This window comes from Mycobacterium sp. 852002-50816_SCH5313054-b (assembly GCF_001667185.1).
Taxonomy (GTDB): domain Bacteria; phylum Actinomycetota; class Actinomycetes; order Mycobacteriales; family Mycobacteriaceae; genus Mycobacterium.
On sequence record NZ_LZIC01000011.1, the window covers coordinates 35,161 to 58,281 of the forward strand.

General features: G+C 69.5%; 18 protein-coding genes and 1 riboswitch. Of the genes, 9 read left to right on the forward strand and 9 right to left on the reverse strand.

Translation table 11 applies throughout. The features are described 5' to 3' along the window. Positions 1–7: 7 nt before the first annotated feature. The 9 genes from A5787_RS01275 to A5787_RS01315 form a co-directional block, all read right to left on the reverse strand. Complete coding sequence (locus A5787_RS01275) at positions 8–868, reverse strand: haloalkane dehalogenase (protein WP_066960470.1); 861 nt, start codon at positions 866–868, stop codon at positions 8–10. Positions 869–920: 52 nt separating this feature from the next. Then, positions 921–2,984, reverse strand: a complete 2,064-nt coding sequence (locus tag A5787_RS01280; RefSeq protein ID WP_066960472.1) for a substrate-binding domain-containing protein — start codon at positions 2,982–2,984, stop codon at positions 921–923. A gap of 104 nt (positions 2,985–3,088) precedes the next feature. Further along, positions 3,089–5,296, reverse strand: coding sequence for a malate synthase G (locus A5787_RS01285; protein WP_066960474.1), 2,208 nt, complete (start codon positions 5,294–5,296; stop codon positions 3,089–3,091). 302 nt (positions 5,297–5,598) lie between these two features. Next, complete coding sequence (locus A5787_RS01290) at positions 5,599–6,657, reverse strand: hemolysin family protein (RefSeq protein ID WP_066960477.1); 1,059 nt, start codon at positions 6,655–6,657, stop codon at positions 5,599–5,601. Beyond that, complete coding sequence (locus A5787_RS01295; RefSeq protein ID WP_066960480.1) at positions 6,654–8,024, reverse strand: hemolysin family protein; 1,371 nt, start codon at positions 8,022–8,024, stop codon at positions 6,654–6,656. The genes A5787_RS01290 and A5787_RS01295 overlap by 4 nt, the downstream gene beginning before the upstream one ends. 174 nt (positions 8,025–8,198) lie before the next feature. Further along, a complete protein-coding gene (locus A5787_RS01300) occupies positions 8,199–9,647 on the reverse strand; it encodes a GuaB1 family IMP dehydrogenase-related protein (RefSeq protein WP_066960483.1) in 1,449 nt (482 codons plus the stop codon). A gap of 42 nt (positions 9,648–9,689) precedes the next feature. After that, positions 9,690–11,156 carry an NADP-dependent phosphogluconate dehydrogenase gene (gene gndA / locus A5787_RS01305; RefSeq protein ID WP_066960485.1) on the reverse strand — a complete coding sequence of 489 codons (1,467 nt, stop codon included), beginning with the start codon at positions 11,154–11,156 and terminating at the stop codon, positions 9,690–9,692. Positions 11,157–11,255: 99 nt separating this feature from the next. Further along, complete coding sequence (locus tag A5787_RS01310; protein ID WP_066960489.1) at positions 11,256–12,206, reverse strand: M56 family metallopeptidase; 951 nt, start codon at positions 12,204–12,206, stop codon at positions 11,256–11,258. Positions 12,207–12,220: 14 nt separating this feature from the next. After that, positions 12,221–12,637, reverse strand: coding sequence for a BlaI/MecI/CopY family transcriptional regulator (locus tag A5787_RS01315; protein WP_066960492.1), 417 nt, complete (start codon positions 12,635–12,637; stop codon positions 12,221–12,223). A 294-nt stretch (positions 12,638–12,931) separates the two neighbouring features. Between A5787_RS01315 and A5787_RS01320 the strand changes: the two genes are divergently transcribed. The 9 genes from A5787_RS01320 to A5787_RS01360 all read left to right on the forward strand — a co-directional run bounded on the left by A5787_RS01320 (position 12,932) and on the right by A5787_RS01360 (position 23,116). Beyond that, entirely contained in the window at positions 12,932–13,348 is a 417-nt protein-coding gene (locus tag A5787_RS01320; RefSeq protein WP_066960497.1) for a PaaI family thioesterase, read from the forward strand. A 354-nt stretch (positions 13,349–13,702) separates the two neighbouring features. Beyond that, positions 13,703–13,770, forward strand: a riboswitch (guanidine-III (ykkC-III) riboswitch). 120 nt (positions 13,771–13,890) lie between these two features. Beyond that, complete coding sequence (locus tag A5787_RS01325; protein ID WP_066960500.1) at positions 13,891–15,054, forward strand: agmatinase family protein; 1,164 nt, start codon at positions 13,891–13,893, stop codon at positions 15,052–15,054. Between the two features lie 625 nt (positions 15,055–15,679). After that, entirely contained in the window at positions 15,680–17,044 is a 1,365-nt protein-coding gene (locus tag A5787_RS01330; protein WP_082977014.1) for a PPE family protein, read from the forward strand. Then, positions 17,041–18,453 (forward strand): PPE family protein, encoded by a 1,413-nt coding sequence (locus tag A5787_RS01335; protein WP_231993755.1) that lies wholly within the window; start codon positions 17,041–17,043, stop codon positions 18,451–18,453. The genes A5787_RS01330 and A5787_RS01335 overlap by 4 nt, the downstream gene beginning before the upstream one ends. A gap of 60 nt (positions 18,454–18,513) precedes the next feature. After that, positions 18,514–20,103, forward strand: coding sequence for an APC family permease (locus tag A5787_RS01340; protein ID WP_082977013.1), 1,590 nt, complete (start codon positions 18,514–18,516; stop codon positions 20,101–20,103). A gap of 46 nt (positions 20,104–20,149) precedes the next feature. After that, positions 20,150–20,452 (forward strand): urease subunit gamma, encoded by a 303-nt coding sequence (locus A5787_RS01345; RefSeq protein ID WP_066912577.1) that lies wholly within the window; start codon positions 20,150–20,152, stop codon positions 20,450–20,452. Continuing rightward, positions 20,449–20,763 (forward strand): urease subunit beta, encoded by a 315-nt coding sequence (locus tag A5787_RS01350; RefSeq protein ID WP_066960507.1) that lies wholly within the window; start codon positions 20,449–20,451, stop codon positions 20,761–20,763. Before A5787_RS01345 ends, A5787_RS01350 begins: the two co-directional genes overlap by 4 nt. Further along, positions 20,760–22,475: an urease subunit alpha gene (locus A5787_RS01355; protein WP_066960509.1), complete on the forward strand. Its 1,716-nt coding sequence runs from the start codon at positions 20,760–20,762 to the stop codon at positions 22,473–22,475. The genes A5787_RS01350 and A5787_RS01355 overlap by 4 nt, the downstream gene beginning before the upstream one ends. Next, positions 22,475–23,116 carry an urease accessory protein UreF gene (locus tag A5787_RS01360; RefSeq protein WP_066960514.1) on the forward strand — a complete coding sequence of 214 codons (642 nt, stop codon included), beginning with the start codon at positions 22,475–22,477 and terminating at the stop codon, positions 23,114–23,116. The genes A5787_RS01355 and A5787_RS01360 overlap by 1 nt, the downstream gene beginning before the upstream one ends. Positions 23,117–23,121 lie beyond the last annotated feature (5 nt).

Here is a 23,121-nt window from a genome sequence, read left to right on the forward strand (position 1 = left end):
CTGGCCCTCAGCCGAAGCGCTCGATGATCGCCGCCGCGATCCGATCCGGCGCGTCCTCCTGGATGAAGTGCTTGGCCTCGGGCAGCTCGACGACGACGTGATCGGGAAACGTCGCGCGCATCCGCGGGAGCGTCGGGCCCGGCCGGAACGCGAAGTCCTTCATGCCCCAGACGAACAGCGCGGGCTTGGCGCCCAGTTTGGCGGGCACCTCGCGGGCGAGCCGGCCCAGCAACCGATGGGCGGCCAGGATCTGCTTGGGCATCTCGGCCACGCCCTTGCGCGCCTCCGCGCTGGGCTGCACGGCCCGATAGTGCTCCATCACCACCGCGCTCGGCCGGTGCTGGGTGCCCGCCGGGATCAGCCGTTCGACGAAGAAATTCCGGTGCAGGACGGCGTATTGCATCGGCGGGCTGGACATGACCCGGCTGAACGCCTTGGTCGAGAAAGTGTCCGCCGGCCAGAACCACGTGTTGCCCAACACGACGCCGCGCACCCGCTCGGCGCGCTCGACGGCGACGGCCATGCTGATGGGGCCGCCCCAGTCCTGGCCCATCGTCAGGTAGCCGTCGAGCCCGAGGTGGTCGACGAACTCGCCGACCACCTGGGCGTGCTCGTCGATCTTGTAGCCGAACCCCGCGGGCCGCTCCGACAGGCCGAAGCCGAGGTAATCGGGTGCGATGCAACGGAACCGGTCGCGCAGCGCGACGATGATGTTCCGGTACAGGAAGCTCCACGTCGGGTTGCCGTGGCACAACAGGAACGGCGGGCCGTCACCCTCGTCGACGTAATGGACGCGCCCGCGCGAGCTGTCGAACCAGCGCGACTGGAACGGGTAGAGCTGGGGATCCGGGGTGAAATCGATGTTCATGGCGCTCCCTTCGGCAACGCCCACGATGCTATGCCCGAGGGGTGACAGCGCCTCAGCTCAAGAACGTGTTGAGGGCCGCGGCAAGGTCGGGGGACGCCGACGTTCCCAGGTTCTGGTAGCCGCCGCCGCTGAGTTGGGCGACGGCCTCCCACGCCGACCGGTCCGGGTCGCCGCCGAAGTCGATGACGTTGACCGCGATCGGCTTGGCCGGGTCGGCGCTCTTACGGATGAAGTCCTGCAGGCCCGCGCCGTCCAGGCTCTGGTCGGTGTGCGGCCCCGAGGTGATCACCAAGATCGAGTTCGCCTGCCCCGCATGATAATTGGCCTGCAGCTCCTGGTAGATCATGCGCAGGGTGGTGAACGACACCGCGCCGCCGGCCGACGAATACTGCTTGTCCAGCGCCGCGGCCAGCGCCGCCGAGCGCGGCTGGCCGTTGACGGGGTCGCCCAGCGGTCCGCCGGGCACCTCCGAGCGGCCCTCGTGGCCGTCGAAGGTCCACAGCCCCACGCTGGCGGTCGGCGGCAATGACTTGATCTTGTCCCGCAGCGCCCCGATGACGTTGGCTAGCCGGGTCTTTCCGCCTTCGTCGGCGGGCATCGACTGGTCGAGCATGATGGTCGCGGCCAGTCCGCTCGTCGGGGCGGACATGGCTTCGGCCAGCGTGGCGCGCATCGCGTCGTCACCCACCGACAGGGTGGCGGGCAGCGCCGGGAAACCGGTGACCGGGCTGCTCGGCGGCTTGACGCCGTTGACCCGGAAGCCGGCCTTGGCCAGCTTCGCGAGTTGCTCGGGCTTCTGCAGGAAGCGGGCGAACCCGCTGGCCGCGGAGGTCTGCTCCTGCGTCAGCCACGAGCCACTGAGCAGCACCGCGGGAAAATCGGCGACGGGCGCGGGCCCCGGCGGCAGCCAGGAGGCCAGGGTGCTCTTGGCGTCGGACAGCGACTGGCCGCGCGCGAACAGCTGCTGCTCGGTGGTGACCACGGCGTGCACCGGCGCGCCCGCCGCGTCGCCTGGCCTCAGCAGCGCGTTCATTGCCTCGGTCAGCGAGTTGTCGGCCAGCTTGGGCTGCGCGCTCAACAACGTGCGCACGGCGCCGGTGCCCTGCGTCGGGGGCGCGCCGGCCGGAACCGACGCGGCCGCGACGGCCTCGCCGGCCAACAGCGCGGCGTCGGCGTTCCCGTTCGTGGGCAGCGCCAGCCGCAGCGATCCCCAGGCCGGCAAGTTCAGGCCGGCCAGTGCGTTCGGATTGGTTTGCAGGCCCGGCAGCGCCGCCCAGGTCTGGTTGGTCAGGGCCTGCCCGAGTTCGGGACGGACGGCCAGCATGACCGGCGACGTCACCAGCGAATGGCTTTCGGTGATGGTTTTCTGGCCTGCGGTGGCGGCGAGCCGCGCGGCGGACACGGAGCTGCCCGGGATCCACAATGCCGGCTGGCCGCCCAAATCGGCCGGCCACTTGCCGACGAATCCGTTCAGCACCGCGTCGGAACCGGCCGGTTTGACGGTCACCACCATGCAGTGATCGCCGACCGGGCCGGCCGTGGAGTTGTAGCTCTCGGCGAGCTGCTGCACCGGCTCGGAGATCGACGGGTCGGCGATGACGGCCACCGACTCCTTGCCGCCGACGCAGCGCGCGGCGGCGCTGTGCGAGCGGTGCGACAAGGCGTCACCGAAGAAGCTCCACAGGATCACGGTGCCCACCACGACGACCACGGCGACGAGCGCGACGATCACCCCGATGCTGACCCCGCGGCGCCCGCCGTCGCTGCGGTGGCCGCCGAGGCGCTCGCCGAGGCCCCGGTGCCCGCCCCGGAACCGGGACGACAGCGTCGGCGGGGAGGCCGGCGGCTCGGCGCCCGCCGAACCCGGGGTGCGCGGCGGGAATTCGGGATAGTCGTCGGCGGTGGGCGCGAACGTGTCATTGACGGGGTAGGGGTGATCGCCCTCGCCGGGAAAGGCCTCGTCGACGTCATCGTCCGCGCGCCAATCGAGGCCATCGGCCGCGGCATCGCGGTGGTGGTGACCCGTGTCGTCGGTAGCGTCCGGCTCGTCGGCGAAGTACTCGTCAGCCGGCTGGTCGACGGCATCATCCGGGTCGGGCATGCTGTGCCTACCCATACCGGTGCCCGCCGCCTTTCCGTCGACTCATCGGGTGAAACGTTGTGGACTCGGCCCAGATTCTAGTCATCGGCCGCGCTACTTACCGCATTGTCGAGCCGGTGTCACCCACCGGCGGCGCGGGCTTTGAACTCGCGCCGGCGCCGATGCAGGATCGGCTCGGTGTAGCCATTGGGCTGCTGCGTTCCGGACAAGATCAGGTCCTGGGCGGCCAGGAAGGCGATGCTGTCGTCGAAGTTGGGCGCCATCGGCCGGTACGCCGAGTCGCCCCCGTTCTGCCGATCCACCAACGGCGCCATCCGTTCCAGGCTGGCACGCACATCCTCGCTGGTGATCACGCCGTGGCGCAGCCAGTTGGCCAGCAGCTGGCTGGAGATCCGCAGGGTGGCGCGGTCCTCCATCAGCGCCGTGTCGTGGATGTCGGGCACCTTCGAGCATCCGACGCCATGCTCCACCCAGCGCACCACGTAGCCGAGGATGGACTGGCAGTTGTTGTCGAGCTCCTCGCGGATCTCCTCGGGGGCCCAGGCCAGCTCCTTGGCCAGCGGAATGGTCAGCAGCTCGTCGATGGTGGTGCGCTTCTGGCCCGCGAGTTCCTCCTGCACGGCGCCCACGTCCACATAGTGGTAGTGCATCGCGTGCAGGGTGGCCGCCGTCGGCGAGGGCACCCACGCGGTGGTGGCGCCCGCCTTCGGCTGGCCGATCTTCTGCTCGACCATGTCGGCCATCAGCTCGGTCATCGCCCACATGCCCTTGCCGATCTGGGCCTTGCCCTTGAAGCCGGCAGCCAACCCGATGTCGACGTTGGCGTCCTCGTAGGCCTTGATCCAGGTGCTGTTCTTCATCGCACCCTTGCGGATCATCGGACCGGCCTCCATCGAGGTGTGGATCTCGTCGCCCGTGCGGTCCAGGAACCCGGTGTTGATGAACACCACCCGGTCGGCGGCGGCTTTGATGCAAGCCTTGAGGTTGACCGTGGTGCGGCGCTCCTCGTCCATGATGCCGACCTTGAGGGTGCCCTGCGGCAACCCCAGCACGTCTTCGACGCGGCTGAACAGCTCGCAGGTGAAGGCCACCTCGGCCGGGCCGTGCATCTTGGGCTTCACGATGTAGATGGACCCGGTGCGGCTGTTGGTGAGCGGGCCGTTGCCCTCGCCGGTCTTGAGGCCGTGGATCGCAGTGACGCCGGTGAACAGCGCGTCCATGATGCCCTCGAAAACCTCTTTTTCTTCCTGACCGTCGCCGACGGAGACGATCGCGTCGTTGGTCATCAGATGGCCCACGTTGCGCACGAACAACAGGCTGCGTCCGGGCAGGGTCAACTCGCCCCCGTCGGGTGTGCTGTACGTGCGGTCCTGGTTAAGCGCCCGGGTGAACGTCTTGCCGCCCTTGCTGACTTCCTCGACGAGGTCACCCTTGTTCAGCCCGAGCCAGTTGCGGTAGCCCAGCACCTTGTCATCGGCGTCGACCGCGGTGACGGAGTCCTCGAAGTCCATGATCGTGGTGACCGCCGACTCCAGGACGACGTCCTTGATGCCGGCGCGGTCGGTCTTGCCGACCGGTGACTCCGGGTCGATCAGGATCTCGATGTGCAGGCCATGGTTGACCAGCAGCACCGACCAGTCGGGGGAGCCGAGCTCGCCGCTGTATCCGAGGAACTTCTCGGGCTGGACAAGCCCGACGGGCTCCGACTCGCCGCCGAGGGCGACCTGCAGCTGCCCGTCGGCGATGCTCAGGCCCGTCGCGTCCGCCCACGAGCCCGACGCCAGCGGCACCGCCTCGTCGAGGAATTTGCGCGCGTAGGCGATCACCTTGTCGCCGCGCACCCTGTTGTAGCTGGTGCCCTTCTCGGCCCCGTCGGTTTCCGGGATCACGTCCGTGCCGTAGAGGGCGTCGTAGAGCGAACCCCAGCGAGCGTTGGCCGCGTTCAGCGCGAAGCGGGCATTGAGCACCGGCACCACCAGCTGCGGGCCCGCCGTCGTGGTGATCTCGTCGTCGACACCGGAGGTGGTGATGGTGAAGTCCTCCGGCTCGGGCAGCAGGTAGCCGATCTCACCGAGGAACTCGCGGTAGGCCTCCGTGTCGATCGGCTCGATGACCCGCTGCCGGTGCCACTTGTCGATCTGGGCCTGCAATTGATCGCGGCGGGCCAGCAGATCCTGGTTCTGCGGAGTGAGGTCGGCGACGACTTTGTCGACGCCCGCCCAGAAGGTGTCCGGGTCGATATCGGTGCCAGGTAGGGCCTCGTTGTTGACGAAGTCGTAGAGCACTCGGGCGACGCGTAGGTTCCCGACCGACACGCGATCAGTCATCTTTCTCCTCCATAATGGGCTCCGTAACGGGCTCCCTAAAGCGCCGAGCGGGACCTCACTGGCCTCAACAGGTATTGACGTCAGCCTACCGACCGGCAGCCTGACGACCGTCACCCGGCCGACCCACAACTGCAGGTCACGCCGGGCTGCAGCCACCACGATGGCGCCGCGGCGGGCCCTGAGGGTCGCTGCTGGCACGCATGTTCGGCGGACCGGGACCCTCTGCTTTCCAGCAGTTCCTTGACTGGTAGCCGTTGGAGATCATACGGCCTCCGTCGGGCCTCACCCGCCGGCCAGGCCGACTACGCGTCGCGCATGGCGCCGACGAGGTCCTCCACCAGATCTTCCATCGCCACCATCGCCACCACGGCGCCGGCGGCCCCGTTGGCCCCGTTATCAGCGGTCACCAGTGCCAGGTGGCTGTTGCTGCGACGCATTCGCGACAGCGCGTCGGCCAGCGGCAGCGACCGGGGAACGCGGGGCAGCGGTCGCACCAGCGCCAGGTCGATCACCGCCTGCGGGTCGTCGCCGAGCGTCAGCACATCCTTGATGTGCACGTAGCCGATGAACTCCGCGTCGACGTTCACGACGGGAAACCGGGAGTACCCCGTCCGGGCCAGGGCGCGTTCGACCGCGGCCACGGTCGGCCCGGAGCCCGCCGCGGCCACCGGTACCGCCTGGATCTCGGCCAGCGGCCGCGCCACCTGGCCGACCGTGCGGTGGCGCAGCTGCAGCGCCCGGGTCAGCCTGCCGTGCTCCTCGGCGTCCAGCAGGCCTTCCGACACCGATTCGCTGATCATCACACTCAGCTCCGTGGTCGAAACCGCCAGGCTGAGTTGCGATTTGGGCTCGACACGCAGCGCGCGCAGCACCACGTTGGCGCACTTGTCGTAGAACGCGATGAACGGCCGCGCCGCGCGCACGTAGGCCAGGTAGGGCGGAACCAGCAGCATCGCGGCGCGCTCGGGGCCGGCCAGCGCGATGTTCTTCGGCACCATCTCGCCCAGCAGCACATGCAGCGTCACCACGATCGCCAGCGCGATCACCAGCGACACGGTGTGCAGCAACGCCGGTGGCATACTCGTCAGCCCCAACGCGCCGCGCAGCAGGTCCGCGACCGCGGCCTCCCCGATCCGGCCCAGCAGCAGCGAGGCGACCGTCACCCCGAGCTGCACGCCGGCCAGCATCGACGGGAGGTTCTGACCGGCGCGGATCACCGTGACCGCGCGCGCCTTGCCCTGCTCGGCCAGCGCTTCGAGGCGGTCGCGCCGGGCCGAGATCAACGCGAACTCGGCTCCGACGAAGAACGCGTTCACCCCGATCAGCAGGATCGCCAGCAGAATTCCCAGCGCGTCGTTCATCGGGGGCCTCGTCCCGCGGCGGTTTCGGTCCGACTGTCCTGCTCCTGCAGCTCGAGCACATCGATCCGGCGACCGTCCATCCGAACCACCGTCGCCCGCCAGCGCATCGACGAATCCGACAGGCCGTCGGCGTCCAGGCCGGTCAGCTCCACCGTTTCGCCGGCCACCGGGATGTGGCCGATCTCGCGCAGCACCAGGCCGCCGATCGTCTCGTAGGGGCCTTCGGGCGCGCGAAACCCGGTGGCGGCGGCGACCTCGTCGATGCGCAGCAGCCCGTTCACCCGCCAGCCGGCGCCGGCCGCGACGACGTCGGGGGTGGCGTCGTCGTGTTCGTCGCGGACATCGCCGACGATCTCCTCGATCAGATCCTCGACGGTCACCATGCCGGCCGTGCCGCCGTATTCGTCGACGACCATCGCGGTTTGCAGCGGGTTGGCGCGGATTTCGGCCATCACCGCATCGCCATCCAGCGTCGACGGCACCACCGGAACGTGCTGCGCGAGCGTGGTCAGCAGGGTTTTCGGGCGGTCGGCCGGCGGAATGGCGAACACCTGCTTGACGTGCACGATGCCGACGGTCTCGTCGAGGTCGCCGTCGACGATGGGGAACCGGGAGAAGCCGGACTCGGCGGCGGCGGTAACCAGGTCGGCGACGGTGTCGTCGGTTTGCAGCGCAACGATCTTCGACCTCGGCGTCATCAGCTCCTCGGCCGTCAGTTCGCCGAACTCCAGCGATCGCCGCAGCAGGACGGCCGTCGCCGCGTCCATGGTGCCGCTGCGGGCCGAGCTGCGCACCAGGGACGCCAGTTCCTGCGCCGACCGGGCCGAGCGCAGCTCCTCGGCCGGCTCGATGCCCAGCTCGCGGACGATCCAGTTGGCCACGCCGTTCGTCAACCGGATGGCCGGGGTGAAGAGCAGGGAGAACAGCAACTGAAAGCCCGCGACGGCGCGGGCGCTCGACAGCGGGCGCGCCACGGCGAGGTACTTCGGAACCAGCTCACCGAACACCATCGACACCGACGTCACGACCACCAGCGCCAGGAACGCGATGATCCCCTCGGCCAGCCGGTCCGGGACGCCGATCGAGCTCAACGCCGGATGCGGCAGGTCGGCCACCAGCGGCTCGGTCAGGTACCCCGTCGCCAGCGTGGCGGTGGAAATCCCCAGTTGGGCCCCCGACAGCTGAAACGACAGCCGCTGCTGGGCGCGTTGGATGAAGCGGTCGCGGCGGCCACCGGCGCGCGCGTTGGCGTCCACCACGCTGCGGTCCAGCGCGGTCAGCGAAAACTCGGCCGCGACGAAAACCCCGTTGGCGAAGATCAGCAGCGCGATGGCCAGCACGCTGACCGCGGTGAGGGCGACGTTCACGACCGCTTCCTGCGGAAGGCCGGGGCCGGTGGTGGGGCCTTGACGCGTGCCTGCGGCACGTCATCCCTTTCCTCGATGCGGCGCAGCGCTTTGCTGCCAGCCGATAATTCACGTGAATTCACATGGTAGCCAAGACGTCCAGCGGGCAGCACGACCGTCGGCGACTTAGCGCGCTCACCAGCCCAGCGGCAGCGGATGACCCTCGGCGAACCCCGCGGCCGACTGCACACCCACGACGGCGCGCTCGTGCAGCTCGGCCAGGCTGGAGGCGCCCACGTAGGTGCAGGTGCTACGCACTCCGGACGTGATGTGGTCGATCAGGTCCTCGACACCGCCGCGGTCGGGGTCCAGCCCCATCCGCGCGGTCGAGATGCCCTCCTCGAACAATGCCTTGCGCGCGCGATCGAAGGCGGTCTCCTCGCCGCTGCGCGCGACCACCGCCCGCTTGGACGCCATGCCGTAGCTCTCCTTGTAGGGCTGGTCGTCGCGGTCGCGCATCAGGTCGCCGGGCGACTCGTACGTCCCGGCGAACCACGACCCGATCATCACGTTCGACGCCCCGGCCGCCAGTGCCAGCGCCACGTCGCGGGGATGGCGGATGCCGCCGTCGGCCCACACATGGCCACCGACTTCCCTTGCGGCGGAAGCGCATTCGAGCACGGCGGAGAATTGCGGGCGGCCCACGCCGGTCATCATCCGGGTGGTGCACATCGCGCCGGGCCCGACGCCGACCTTGACGATGGTCGCGCCGGCGTCCAACAGATCCCGGGTGCCCTCCGCCGACACCACGTTCCCCGCCGCCAGTGGCACGCCGAGCCCCAGCTCGGAGAGCACCTCCGCCACCACCTTGATCGCGTCCAGCGTCTTGGCCTGATGCCCGTGCGCGGTGTCGATCACCAGCACGTCGACACCGGCCTCGGCCAGCGACCGGGCCTTGGCGCCCACGTCGCCGCTGATGCCGACGGCCGCGCCGACCCGCAGCCGCCCGCGGGCGTCGGTGGCCGGGGCGTACAGGCCCGCGCGGATCGCCCCGGTGCGCGTGAGCACCCCGGCCAGCGTTCCGTCCGCGTTGGTCACCGCCGCGACGCCGATCGCCGAGTGCTCGAGCAGGTCGAAGATCTTGCGGGGCTCGGTGCCGACCGGGGCGGTGACGAAGTCGGTCGCGACCACGTCGCGCACCCTGGTGAACCGGTCCACGCCCAGGCAGGAGGCTTCGCTGACCACACCGATGGGACGGCCCTCGAACAACACCACGGCCACGCCGTGCGCGCGCTTGTGGATCAGCGCCATGGCGTCGGACACCGAGTCGTCGGGCTCCAGCACCACCGGGGTGTCGAGGATCAGGTCGCGGCTCTTGACGAACTGCACCGTCTGCTGCACCGCGGTGATCGGTAGGTCCTGGGGCAGGATCACGAGGCCGCCCCGCCGCGCAACCGTCTCGGCCATCCGCCGGCCGGCCACCGCGGTCATGTTGGCGACCACCACCGGAATGGTGGTGCCGGAGCCGTCGGTGCTGGACAGGTCGACGTCGAAGCGCGACGCCACCTCGGACCGGTTCGGCACGATGAAGACGTCGTTGTAGGTCAGGTCATAGCCCGGCCGATTCCCGTCCAAGAACCTCATGTCAGTTGGCTTGCCCCCTTTGCGCCCTCTTACACCCGGCCGCTACGCGGGCACTTCGCTGCGGTCACCGCTCCACAGCGTATGGAAGCGCTTGTCCGGGTCGTCGTCGATGCGGCCGTAGGTGTGCGCGCCGAAGAAGTCGCGCAGCCCCTGGGTGAGTGCCGCGGGCAGCCGCTCGGTGCGCAGCGCGTCATAGTAGGACAGCGCCGAGGAGAAGCCCGGGATCGGGATGCCCAGCTCGGTGGCGGTCACCACGACGCGACGCCAGCCGTCGATCGCGGCCTCGATCGCGCTGCGGAAGTACGGCGCGACGACCAAAGTCGGCAGGTCGGCGTCCTCGTCGAACGCCTCCTTGATGCGGTTGAGGAACTTCGCCCGGATGATGCAGCCGCCGCGCCAGATCGTGGCCAGGTCGCCCGGCGTGATGCCCCAGTCGTATTCGGCGCTGCCGGCCTGAATCTGGTTGAACCCCTGGGCGTAGGCGATGATCTTCGACGCATAGAGCGCCTGCCGGACGTCTTCGACAAATTGCGTTGCATCGCTTGGCTTTTCACCGAGCGATCCGGAAGCAAGCCCGGTGGTCGCCTTGCGCTGGGTCACCGAACCCGACAGCGCGCGGGCGAACACGGCCTCGGCGATCCCGGTCACCGGGACGCCGAGGTCCAGGGCCGACTTCACCGTCCAGCGGCCGGTGCCCTTCTGCTCGGCCTCGTCGAGGATGACGTCGACGAGCGGCTTGCCCGTCTTGCCGTCCTTCTGGCGCAGGACCTGCGCGGTGATCTCGACCAGGAAGCTGTCCAGGTCACCGGAGTTCCACTCGTCGAACACGTCGGCGATCTCGTCGGCGGTCTTGCCGAGCCCGTCGCGCAGCAGCTGGTAGGCCTCGCCGATCAGCTGCATGTCGGAGTACTCGATGCCGTTGTGCACCATCTTGACGAAGTGGCCGGCGCCGTCGGGCCCGATGTGCGTGCAGCACGGCACCCCGTCGACGTGTGCGGAGATCTCCTCGAGCAGCGGGCCCAGCGACTTGTACGACTCGGCCGGACCGCCCGGCATGATCGACGGCCCGTTGAGCGCGCCCTCTTCGCCGCCGGAGATGCCGGCGCCGACGAAGTGCAGGCCCCGCTCGCGCATCGCCTTCTCGCGGCGAATGGTGTCGGTGTAGAGGGCGTTGCCGCCGTCGATGATGATGTCGCCTTCCTCCATGGCGTCGGCGAGTTCGTTGATGACGGCGTCGGTGGGGTCGCCGGCCTTGACCATGATCAGCACCCGCCGCGGTTTCTCCAGCGCGTCGAGGAACTCGGCGATGGTCTCCGAGCGCACGAACTTGCCCTCGTCGCCGTGCTCTTCGAGCAACGCGTCGGTCTTGGCGACCGATCGGTTGTGCAACGCGACCGTGTAGCCGTGGTGGGCGAAGTTGCGGGCGATGTTCGATCCCATTACCGCCAGGCCGGTGACGCCGATCTGCGCGGTACCGGTCTTCGCGTCCTTGGAAGTCGGGGCACTCATCTGTTGGCCTCCCAGTGTCGGGGAACTACTTCCGAAAAGCTCTCGGTCACACTGTGGCACAGCGGTCACGCCTTCGCCCGGGGTGCTTGGCTCCGCGCGTCAGACGTTGAACAGCCGGCGCAGCTCGGTGAGCCACGGGACGACCAGCGCGATGGTGGGCACCACCATGACGGCCGCGGCGGCGAGGTACGCGGCCGCCGAGAGCTTCAGGCTGTTGCCGCGCCCGGAGAGCCTCCGCACCCGGACCACGGTGCTGGGGCCGCCGACGGCCAGCGCGCCCGAGGGCGCCCGTCCCGACGCGCAGGCCACCAGCGCGCGGGCCAGGGGAGTGCGACCGGTTGCGCGCACCGCCGCGTCGTCGGCCAAGAGCTCGACGAGCAGTTGCACCGCGCCCAGCGCGCTGGTGCTGCGCACCAGCCGCGGGAAGGCGGCACGCACGGCGGTGAACGCCTCCAGCACCAAGTCGTGGCGGGCCCGCAGGTGGGCTCGCTCGTGCGTGAGTATCGCGGCGACTTCCTCGTCGGCGAGCGCGCTCAGCGCTCCTTCGCTGACCACGACCCGGCTCCGGACGCCGGGCAGACAGTAGGCGAGCGGCTGCCGGACATCCAGGATGCGGAGGTCGCGCGTGCGGGCGCACGGCTGGGCGGTGGCCGCGTCGTGCCCCACCCCGACCAGGTCGACGACCATGCGGTGATGCGCCCGCCGGCGGCGGTTGGCGATGGCCACCCGCAGGACGGCGACCATCAGCCGGGCGCCGACCACCACCGTCAACGCGAAGACTGCGATGTAGGCCGTCCAGAGCGGCCAGCCGAGCCGGCCGGCGGCGCCGATGACGCTGGCCGTGGGCCGGCCGTCGGGGCCGGGCACGAGCAGCCTGCTGGCGATCGCGATCCCGGCGCTGAACGCGGATAGCACCGCGGCCAGTGCGACGGCCTGCCACAGCACCATCGCGGCGCGGGGCGCGCGCAACGGCCACGTCGCTCGCGCCAAGAGGGCCGGCGCCGGGCCGACCAACAGCACCGCGAGGAGGGTGAAGGCCAGCGCTGACACGCTGCTAGTCTCTCTCAGTCCTCCGCCGCTGCGCCAGCCGACGGCGTGTTGCGTTGATTGGCTTCCAGTTCGGCGAGCGCGCGCCGCAGCGCCTCGGCCTCGTCGGCGCCCACCCGCTCGACGAAGTGCACCAGCGCCGCCTGCCGGTCCCCGGAGTCCTCAGCCTGCGCCAGCGCATCGACCATGAGCCCAGCGACCAGCTCGTCGCGACCGTGCACCGGCGCGTAGCGGTGGGCGCGGTCGTCGCGGATCTGGGAGACCAGGTTCTTCTTGGCCAGCCGCTGCAGGACGGTCATGATCGTCGTGTAGGCGAGGTCACGTCGCGCCGACAGCGCTTCGTGGACTTGGCGGACGGTTTGGGGTTCGGCCGTGGACCACAAGTGATCCATCACCGCGCGTTCCAGATCCCCCAGCCGGGTCAGCTTGGCCATAGTGCGTTCATCTCCTGAGCGTCGAAATAAGCGTACTCCGCTTACTACTCACGGTCGTACCAACACGATCCCGATGCGACTTGTTTCGGTGAAAACATACCTTGCAAAATTAGGGCAGCCTTGCCTATGCTGATGTCGGTCGAGCGACAATGACCGCGGTAGAGTCCTGAGGGCTGCAGTGACCCCCGGTCTACTCGATCGGCGAGCCCCGCGCCCAGCGCGGGGCTCGCCCGTTTTTGCGGACGGGCGTTCCGCCCCGGCGGCGCCGGGTCGCCGATGGTGTAGACACATAACGTGCCACCGCCGCCCGACCCGACGTTGCCGCCGAACTTCACCGCGCCGTTCGACACCGAGTTGGGGCTGCGGTTCACCGAGCTGGGTCCCGACGGCGCCCGCGCGCACCTCGAGGTCGCACCGAAACTGTTGCAGCCGATGGGCCTCGTGCACGGCGGCGTCTACTGCTCGATGATCGAGAGCATGGCGAGCGTGTCCGCCTACACCTGGCTCAACGCGAAAGGCGACGGCGGCAACGTCGTGGGCGTCAACAACAACACGGACTTCCTGCGCTCGATCGGATCCGGGACGGTGTACGGCAGCGCCGAACCGATTCATCGCGGCCGGCGCCAGCAGCTGTGGCTCGTCACGATCACCGACGACAACGACCGGGTGGTGGCCCGCGGCCAGGTGCGGCTGCAGAACCTCGCCATGTAATTCCCAGCGTAATTCTCAGCAAGTTCCCAGCTGTCGGCCAGTCGTTACCGAGGCTTCCCGCCTCGCGAGGCCCGGCTCCCGAAAATGCCTGTTCCGCAAGGGAATCTCGGCGCCCTGAATCGGGTTCCCGGCCGGGCGCGCGTTGGTTCCGTTGGGTGGCTGCCTCGCGCACGCCTCGAGCCCGCCAGCGGATGCTCGCCTGCGCCCTCCGCGAATCACATTGCGCTGCAATGCCTTTCAAGCACGTAAAAGGGGGCGCAGGCGCATGGGCCACCGCGCTCGGGCGGGGCCGATCGCCGCGGCGCGACACGACCGCCGCCGAAGTTGCAGTCGCCGAGCGAGCCGGTACCTTCAATAGCGGCGCGCCGCAGGGGCCGCCCGGACGAGTTCGCCGTACCCGGAAAGCGACAAGACGGCGACCGCGGGACGATGCCTGGCGCCCCGGGTCATTTCAAAGATGGCTCCTGTGTTTGCCTTCCGCTTAGACTCCGGTCGCCGGGGCATCCTCCGCCGTGGATTCATTCGCGACGAGAGGAAATTTGATGTTCAATCCGTTCGCCGGACAAGCTGACATCCCCAACCGGGAAGGCAGCTGGGCGCAGCAGGCCGAGGCGGAATTGTCCACCCGCCGCCATCGCGAAGAGATCGAGCGCTGCCTCGCCCACGGCCTGGAAGCGGCCCCGACGATCAACGACCGCACGTTGTCGACCTTTTCCCGCGGCGAGCTGCCGCACTTCGCCGGGGAGCGCGGGACATTCCTGAAGTGCCCGTTCCTGGAAGACGTGAACGACGTGGGCGACGCCGAGGTGGCGGTGTTCGGGGCGCCGCTGGACGCCGGGACCACCTACCGACCCGGCACGCGGTTCGGGCCGATGGGAATCCGCCGCTCCACCAACCTGTTCGGCACCTACTGCTACGAGCTCGGGGTGGACCTGCGCGAACAACTCAACATCGTCGACATCGGCGACGTGGTCACCATTCCCGCCAACATCGAGAAGTCGTTCGACCAGATCAGCACGGCCATGTCCCACGTGGTTTCGAAGGGCGTGTTCCCGGTGATCCTGGGCGGCGACCACTCGATCGGGTTCCCGACGGTGCGAGGCCTGGCCCCGCACATGGACGGCAACGTCGGCATCATCCACTTCGACCGCCACGTCGACACCCAGGAAACCGATCTCGACGAGCGGATGCACACCACGCCGTGGTTCCACGCCACCAACATCAAGAACGCGCCGGCCACCAACCTGGTCCAGATCGGCATCGGCGGATGGCAGGCCCCGCGCGCCGGCGTGCAAGTGGGCCGGCAGCGCGGCAGCACCGTCATCACGGTTGGCGACGTCGAACGCGTCGGGATCGAAAAGATCGCCGAGATCGCGCTGGAGACCGCGTGGAAGGACGCCAAGGCGGTCTATCTGTCGTTCGACATCGACGTCATCGACGCGGGTTTCGTGCCCGGCACCGGCTGGCCCGAGCCCGGCGGCCTGTTGCCGCGCGAGGCGCTGAACCTGATCCGGATGATTTCCGAGCCGGGACTCAACGGCATCGAGGTAGTCGAGTGCTCACCGCCCTACGACTGGGCCGAGCAGACCGCCCTGATGAGCAGCCGGGTCATTCTGGACAGCCTCGCCGTCATGGTGCGGGCCGGGAAGCTCGGCAAGAAACCGGCCGCCATGAAGCGTCACGCGTGGGGGCCGTTTAACGACTAGCCCCCGCGTTCGCGAAGCCCGCCCCCGAATGGCGTTTGTTACTTGCTGCTCGAGTCAATGGCAAAGCCATCTGGTCGGATGGCGTTGGCGCCGACACCGTCGGCTTGGGGGCGGGGCAGCGGCCACCGCGTGCCGGTTGCGTAACGGGGGATTGCGACTGTGGGGACCGGGCCTAGCGGCGCGGCGCTCGGCGACGCAGCGGCTTGTGAGTCGCAGTAACTCCTTGCGGTACAGCCTTTTCCGCGACACCGTGGCCCGCAGTCGCGCTGCCAACACCACGGGGGCGGGCTGGCTGCCACGGCTCCGGCCGAGGCGCGCCACCACCGAAAAATCCCTCGACGGATTGGGGCCGCCGTCGGCAGATCAATTGAGTTTTCAGCTAATCCTCAGTAATTAGCCAGCCTGGTGACAGCGAGCTGCGTCACCATGTAGTAATTGTGCGGCGATCTGGACGCTGGTATGGCGAAGTGCACATCGGTGCGGTGCTGTACACGTCGCGGGGGACACCATGTCGCGCGCATAGCCGGGCGTTCAGAAGCGTGCGCCCAACCATCGTCCGCGCAGGCCTGGCAGCCGGGACAGCGCGCGCTTGCGTCGGGTGGGCCTACCAGGGGGACTTGTGACGCTGGATTTTGCGGGATTGCCGCCCGAAGTCAATTCGGGGCGCATGTATGCGGGGCCGGGTTCGGGGCCGATGGTGGCCGCCGCGGCGGCGTGGGATGGGTTGGCCGCGGAACTCACTATCGCGGCAGGTTCGTATCGCTCGGCGATGTCCGAGCTCACGGGCGGTCCGTGGGTGGGTCCGTCGTCGACCACGATGCTCGCTGCGGTGACGCCGTACATGTCCTGGATGAGCGCCACGGCCGCGCAGGCCGAACAGACTGCCGGCCAGCTCAAGTCGGCGATCGCGGCTTACGAGGCCGCGTTTGCGGCGACCGTGCCGCCACCGGCGATCGAGGTGAATCGGGCCCTGTTGGCCGCGCTGGTGGCCACCAACTTCCTGGCGCAGAACACCCCCGCGATCATGGCCACCGAGGCGCAGTACGCCGAGATGTGGGCCCAGGATGCCGCCGCGATGTACGGCTACGCCGGCGCGTCGGCGGCGGCCACCAAGCTGATTCCCTTCGGCGCACCGCCGCAGACCACCAACCAGGGCGGTACCGCCACTCAAGCCGCCGCGGTCAGTCGGGCCGCCGCGTCGGCGGCCGGGCCGAGCGCGCAATCCGGCCTGACCCAGGCGATGAACCTGGTGCCGGCCGCGCTGCAGGGCCTCGGGTCCGGGGGATCGTTCGACCCGATCTCGTTCGTGGAGGACGTCCTCGGCACCACGACCGGCCAGGCGCTCAACACCTTCACCACGGATGCGGGCAACTGGGCGCTCGTTATCAGCGGGCCGTTGTTCACGGCTTCCGGTATCACGCCGCTGCTGGGCGGTCTGTACGGGCTTGCGCTGCCGCAGGCCGCGGCGGTGGCCGGCGACGTGGTGCCCGACGCGGGCCTCGGGGCGCTGGCGGGTTCGGTCAATTCGGGGGCCGGCGGAGCCGTTTCGGCTGGCGCGGGCGGGGCGGCCACGATCGGCAAGCTCTCGGTGCCGCAGTCGTGGGCTTCCGCGGCGGGGATCCGGCTGGCCAGCAGCGCGTCGCCGTTGCCGGGCGCCGCGCTGGGTGGCGTGCCCCAGGCCGGGCCGGCCGAACCGGGGGGCTTCTTCGGCGGCATCCCGCCGATCGGCAGCCTGGTCAACGCGCCGCGGGGCGAGCAGACCCGGGCACGATCCGGACCGGGTCAGAAAGTCATCCCCGCGATGCCCGGGGAGCAGAACGCCGACGAAGCGGCCGCCCGCACCGCGCCGGCGCAACCGGTTCGCCAGCACGTCGCCAGCGCACTGAGCGACCGTGAGCGCGAAGAGCTGAGCAAGCTGCGCAAGGAGATCTCCGAGGCCGCGATGGAGCGCGATGCGGCAGCCCGGCTGATCAAGGAGGCGATGCTGTGATCGGCGTCCTGGATTTCGCGGAGCTGCCGCCGGAGGTCAACTCCGCCCGGATGTACGCGGGGCCGGGGGCGGAATCGCTGACGGCGGCCGCGGCGGCCTGGCAGGCGTTGGCGGCGGAGTTGGGTTCGACGGCGAGTTCGTATCGGGCGGTGGTGTCCGGGCTCACCAGCGGACCCTGGGTGGGTCCGTCGTCTGGATCGATGGCCGCGGCGGTCGCTCCGTACCTGACGTGGATGACAGCGACCGCGGCGCAGGCCGCGCACACCGCCGGTCAGCTCGGCGCGGCGGCCGCGGCCTACGAGGCGGCGTTTGCGGCCACGGTGCCTCCGGTGGAGATCGAGGTGAACCGGGCGCTGTTGGCGTCGTTGTTGGCCACCAACACTTTTGGGCAGAACACCCCGGCGATCGCGAGCACCGAGGCGCAGTACGCCGAGATGTGGGCGCAGGATGCCGCGGCGATGTACGGCTATGCCGGGGCGTCGGCGGCCGCGACGAGGCTGACGGCCTTCGGCACGCCGCCGCCGACCACCAATCAGGCCGGCACGACCAGTCAGGGCCCCGCAGTCGGCAACGCTGCCGCCGCCGCGACCGGCTCGAGCACCCAATCAACGCTCGCCAACGTGCCGAACCTGCTGCAGGGCATGTCGGCGCCGGCGGCCTCGGCCCCTGCGGCCAACCCGATCATCGACTACCTCAACGGGCCGAATCCGATCCTGAACACGCTGAACAGCTATCCGTTCCAAACGTTCCACACGCTGAGCGCCGGGACGGTGGGATACCAGATCCTGTCCGAGGGTCTGAACTTCGACGCTTCCGGCGCCATGCTGACCCTCGCGCCGCCGGTGGCCGCGGCCTGGAATCCGTTGGTGAACTCGCTGTCGGCACCGGCGGCGGCCGCCCCGGCAGCCGGAGCGGCGGCCGGCGCCGGGCTCGCGTCCAACGTCGCTGGCACGTCCGGCGCGGGCGCCTCGGCGGGCCTGGGCGAGGCGGCCACGGTCGGCAACCTGTCGGTGCCGCCATCGTGGGGCGGCTCCCCGGCGATCCGGTTGGCGGCGACGGCATTGCCGGCCACCGCCCTGGACGGCTCGCCGCTGGCCGGGCTTGCCGCGCCGGGAACCTTTTACGGCGGCATGCCCCCAATGGGCCCGGTGGCCAGCGTCGTCAACGCGCCACGCGGCGAGGGGCCACGAGCCCGGTCGCGCCACAAGGTGGTCGCGGCGCTGCCCGGCGAGCAGGAGGATCCCGCGGCCCCGTGGGTCAAGCCGGGCGCGCCCGCGGACGGTGACGGCGCGGTCAGCGAACGTGACGAACTCAACCAGCTCCGCAAGGCGGTCGCCGACGTGACCAGGCAGCGCGATGTGCTCAAGCGCACGGCCGCGACGCTGATTAAGGAGGGCACGCAGAAGTAGGCGCGAAAACCGGATTGTTACAACAGGTTTCGACGATTGGGGTCGGTTCAATTGATTTTCATGAAGTTTGCCGGGTCTGACCAACGTTTAGCGGGCGACCCGGCCGTCGACGTGGGTCCAACGGTCGTGCACGACGGTGCGGAGCAGGCTCCGACGCGCCCGGCCACGGCAACCGAGGTGGCGCCCGGCATCACGCACGAGGACGAGGACCTCGCCCAGCTGAAGGCGTTGGGATTCTCCTCGGAGTTCAAACGCGACATGAGCCCGTGGGCCAACTTCTCGCTGGGCTTTACCTACCTGTCGCCCGTGGTCGGCATCTACACGGTATTCGCGTTCGCCTTGGCCACCGCCGGCCCGCCGATGATCTGGAGTCTGCTGATCGTCGGCGCGGGGCAGATGCTGGTGGCGCTGGTGTTCAGCGAGGTGGTCGCGCAGTTCCCGGTGGCCGGCGGCGTCTACCCGTGGGCGCGACGGCTGTGGGGGCGCAAATGGGCATGGATGACCGGTTGGGTCTACATGTTCTGCCTGCTAGCGCTGATCGCGGATGCGGCCTTCGGCGCGGGCCCGTACCTGGCGGCCATGGTCGGCTTCCGTCCGACCGCACTGGCCAAGATCTTTTGCGCGCTGGCGGTTTTGGCGGTGGCCACGCTCATCAATCTCACCGGGACGAAGATCCTCGGCTACTTCGCGATCTTCGGCTTTACCGCGGAGCTGATCGGCGCGCTCGTTGTCGGCGTCTGGTTGCTGATCACCCACCGGGCCCACGGCCTGGGTGTGCTGTTTAACAGCTTCAACGCCCAGGGCAGTCACAGCTTCCTGTACGCGTTCCTGGCCGCCAGCCTCATCGGCTTCTATCAGTTTTTCGGTTTCGAGGCGTGCGGCGACGTGGCCGAGGAGGTCCGCAACCCCGGCATCCAGATCCCGAAAGCGATGCGCCGCACCATCTATGTCGGCGGGGCGGCATCGACGTTCGTGTGCCTGAGCCTGATCCTGTCGGTGACCGACTTCGGGGCGGTCATCCGCGGTGAGGACACCAACCCGATCTCGACCGTCCTGCAAAGCGCCTTCGGCGACATCGGATCCCGGGTCGTGCTGGGCATCGTGCTGATCTCGTTCGTCTCGTGCGCGCTGAGCCTGCAGGCGGCCGCCAGCCGGTTGATCTTTTCCTACGGTCGCGACGGGATGATCTTCGGCTCCAAGTTGTTGGCGCGCTTCGATCACAAGAGGCACGTGCCACCGTTCGCCCTGCTGGCCGCGGTCCTCGTCCCGGGCGGGCTGATCATCGGGACCATCGTCTCCGAGCACCCCCTCAACAAGCTGGTCAGCTTCGGCACGGTCGGCGTCTACCTCGGGTTCCAGATGGTGGTGCTGGCCGCCCTGCGGGCGAGGCTGAAGGGCTGGAAGCCGTCCGGCAAGTACCGGCTGGGCCGGTGGGGGATGCTCGTCAATATCAGCGCCCTGGTCTACGGCGTCGCGGCCATCGTCAACATCTGCTGGCCGCGCACGCCCGATGCCCCCTGGTACGACAACTACGTCGTTCTCCTGATGGCGGGCATCATCATCGGCGTCGGCCTGCTCTACATGGTCTCGGCCCGGGCCTACGCCAACAGCGAGGCGGCCCACGCCGACGCCATTCCGCAACGGGCCTGACTCGAGGTGTCACCTACCGCCGCGCAATGGCAGGATCTACCACGACATGCTTCTCACGCCGCACGAGCAAGAGCGACTGCTGTTGTCCTACGCCGCCGAGCTGGCCCGGCGGCGTAGGGCGCGGGGGTTGCGGCTGAATGTCCCCGAGGCCACCGCCGTCATCACCGACCACATTCTCGAAGGCGCGCGGGACGGCCGCAGCGTCGCCGAGCTGATGGCCAGCGGATGTGAGGTGCTGAGCCGCGACGACGTGATGGAGGGCGTGCCGGAGATGATCGACGACGTGCACGTGGAAGCGACGTTCCCGGACGGCACCAAACTGGTCACCGTCCATCACCCGATCGCATGATTCCCGGCGAGATTCTATACGGCGCAGGCGATATCGAGATCAACGCCGGCGCGCAACGGCTCGAGATGCAGATCGTCAACACCGGCGACCGCCCGGTGCAGGTCGGCAGCCACGTCCATTTGCCACAGACCAACGCGGCGCTGTCGTTCGACCGTGCCGCGGCCCACGGGTACCGGCTCGATGTCCCGGCGGCCACCGCGGTCCGCTTCGAACCCGGCATTCCCCAGACGGTCCGGCTGGTCCCGCTGCGCGGGCGGCGCGAAGTGCACGGCCTGGACCTGAACCCACCCGGACGGCTCGACCCGTCATGACACGGCTGTCCAGGGAGCGCTACGCCGATCTGTTCGGCCCCACCACGGGGGACCGGATCAGGCTGGCCGACACCGATCTGCTGGTGGAGATCACCGAAGACCGCAGTGGCGGACCGGGTTTGGCGGGTGACGAAGCCGTGTTCGGCGGCGGCAAGGTGCTGCGCGAATCGATGGGCCAGGGTCGCGCCAGCCGGGCCGACGGCGCACCCGACACCGTGGTCACCGGCGCGGTGATCATTGACTACTGGGGAATCATCAAGGCCGACATCGGGATTCGCGACGGCCGCATCGTCGCCATCGGCAAGGCGGGCAACCCCGACATCATGTCGGGCGTGCATCCGGACCTGGTGGTCGGGCCCTCCACCGAAATCATTGGCGGCAACGGGAAAATCGTCACCGCGGGCGCCATCGACTGTCACGTGCACTTGATCTGTCCGCAGCTGATGCCCGAGGCGCTGGGGTCCGGCATCACCACCATCATCGGCGGCGGCACCGGGCCCGCCGAGGGCACCAAGGCCACCACCGTCACCCCCGGCGAATGGCACCTGGCCCGGATGCTGGAGGCGCTGGATTCCTGGCCGGTGAACTTCGCGCTGCTCGGCAAGGGAAACACGGTCAACGCCGAGGGCTTGTGGGAGCAATTGAGGGGTGGCGCTTCGGGTTTCAAGCTGCACGAGGATTGGGGGTCGACGCCCGCGGCCATCGACGCGTGCCTGACCGTGGCCGACGCGGCCGGCGTGCAGGTGGCGCTGCACACCGACACCCTCAACGAGATGGGGTTCGTCGAGAACACCCTGGGCGCCATCGCCGGCCGTTCGATCCACACCTATCACACCGAGGGCGCCGGCGGCGGGCACGCACCCGACATCATGCGGGTCGCCGCCGAACCGAACGTGTTGCCCAGTTCCACCAACCCGACGCGCCCGCACACGGTCAACACGCTCGACGAGCACCTGGACATGCTCATGGTCTGCCATCACCTCAATCCCGCGGTGCCCGAGGATCTGGCGTTCGCCGAGAGCCGGATCAGGCCGTCGACGATGGCCGCCGAGGACCTGCTGCACGACATGGGCGCGATCTCGATGATCGGCAGCGATTCGCAGGCGATGGGCCGCATCGGCGAGGTGGTGATCCGCACCTGGCAGACCGCGCACGTGATGAAGCGCCGCCGCGGCGCGCTGCCCGGCGACGGCGCCGCGGACAACAACCGGGCGCGGCGTTACGTCGCGAAATACACGATCTGCCCGGCCATCACGCACGGCCTCGATCACGAGATCGGTTCCGTGGAGGTGGGCAAGCTCGCCGACCTGGTGTTGTGGGAGCCCGCGTTCTTCGGCGTGCGCCCGCACGCCGTGCTCAAGGGCGGCATGATCGCCTGGGCGGCGATGGGGGACGCCAACGCGTCGATCCCCACCCCGCAGCCGGTGCTCCCGCGGCCGATGTTCGGCGCCGCGACGGCCCCGGCCACGTCGGTGCACTTCGTGGCGCCGCAGGCGATCGAAGCGGGCCTGACCGAAAGGCTGGCCATCGGTCGGCGACTGGTCCCCGTCCAGGACGTCGGCTCCGTCGGCAAGGCCGACCTGCCGCTCAACGACGCCATGCCGAGCATCGCGATCGATCCCGACACGTTCACCGTGCGCATCGACGGAGAGGTCTGGCAGGAGCAGCCGGCGACGGAACTTCCCATGGCACAACGATATTTCCTGTTCTGATGGTCCAGCCCCCCTTGGCCACGCTGCTCGCACTGGCCGACTCGCGACTGCCCACCGGCGCGCACGTGCACTCCGGTGGCGTCGAAGAGGCAGTCACCAGCGGGATGGTGACCGACCTGGCCACGCTCAAAGCGTTTCTGGTTCGAAGGATTCGCACGCACGGGCTGGTCATCGCCTCGGTGGCGGCCGCGGTGCACCGCGGCGACATCTCGCTCGACGACGCGGACCGCGAAACAGACGCGCGCACGCCGGCCCCCGCGGCCCGGCAGGCCTCGCGCGCCCAGGGCCGAGGGCTGGCACGGCTGGCGCGTCGGGTCTGGCCGCAGGCCGACTGGGATGACCTGGGCCCACGGCCGCACCTCGCGGTGGCCGCGGGGCGCGTCGGAGCGATGAGCGGCCTGGAGCCCGGGCACACCGCGCTGCACGTCGTGTACACGACCATGACCGGCTCGGCGACCGCCGCCCAGCGGCTGCTGGCACTGGACCCCGCCGCCGTCGCCGCCGTCACGTTCGAGCTGTCGGAACTCTGCGAGCGCACCGCCGCGGAGGCCGGCACCGGGCTGGCCGACCTGTCCGATCCCACCCTCGACATGCTGGCGCAGCACCACGCCGAACGCGAGCGACCGCTTTTTGTTTCCTGAAAGGC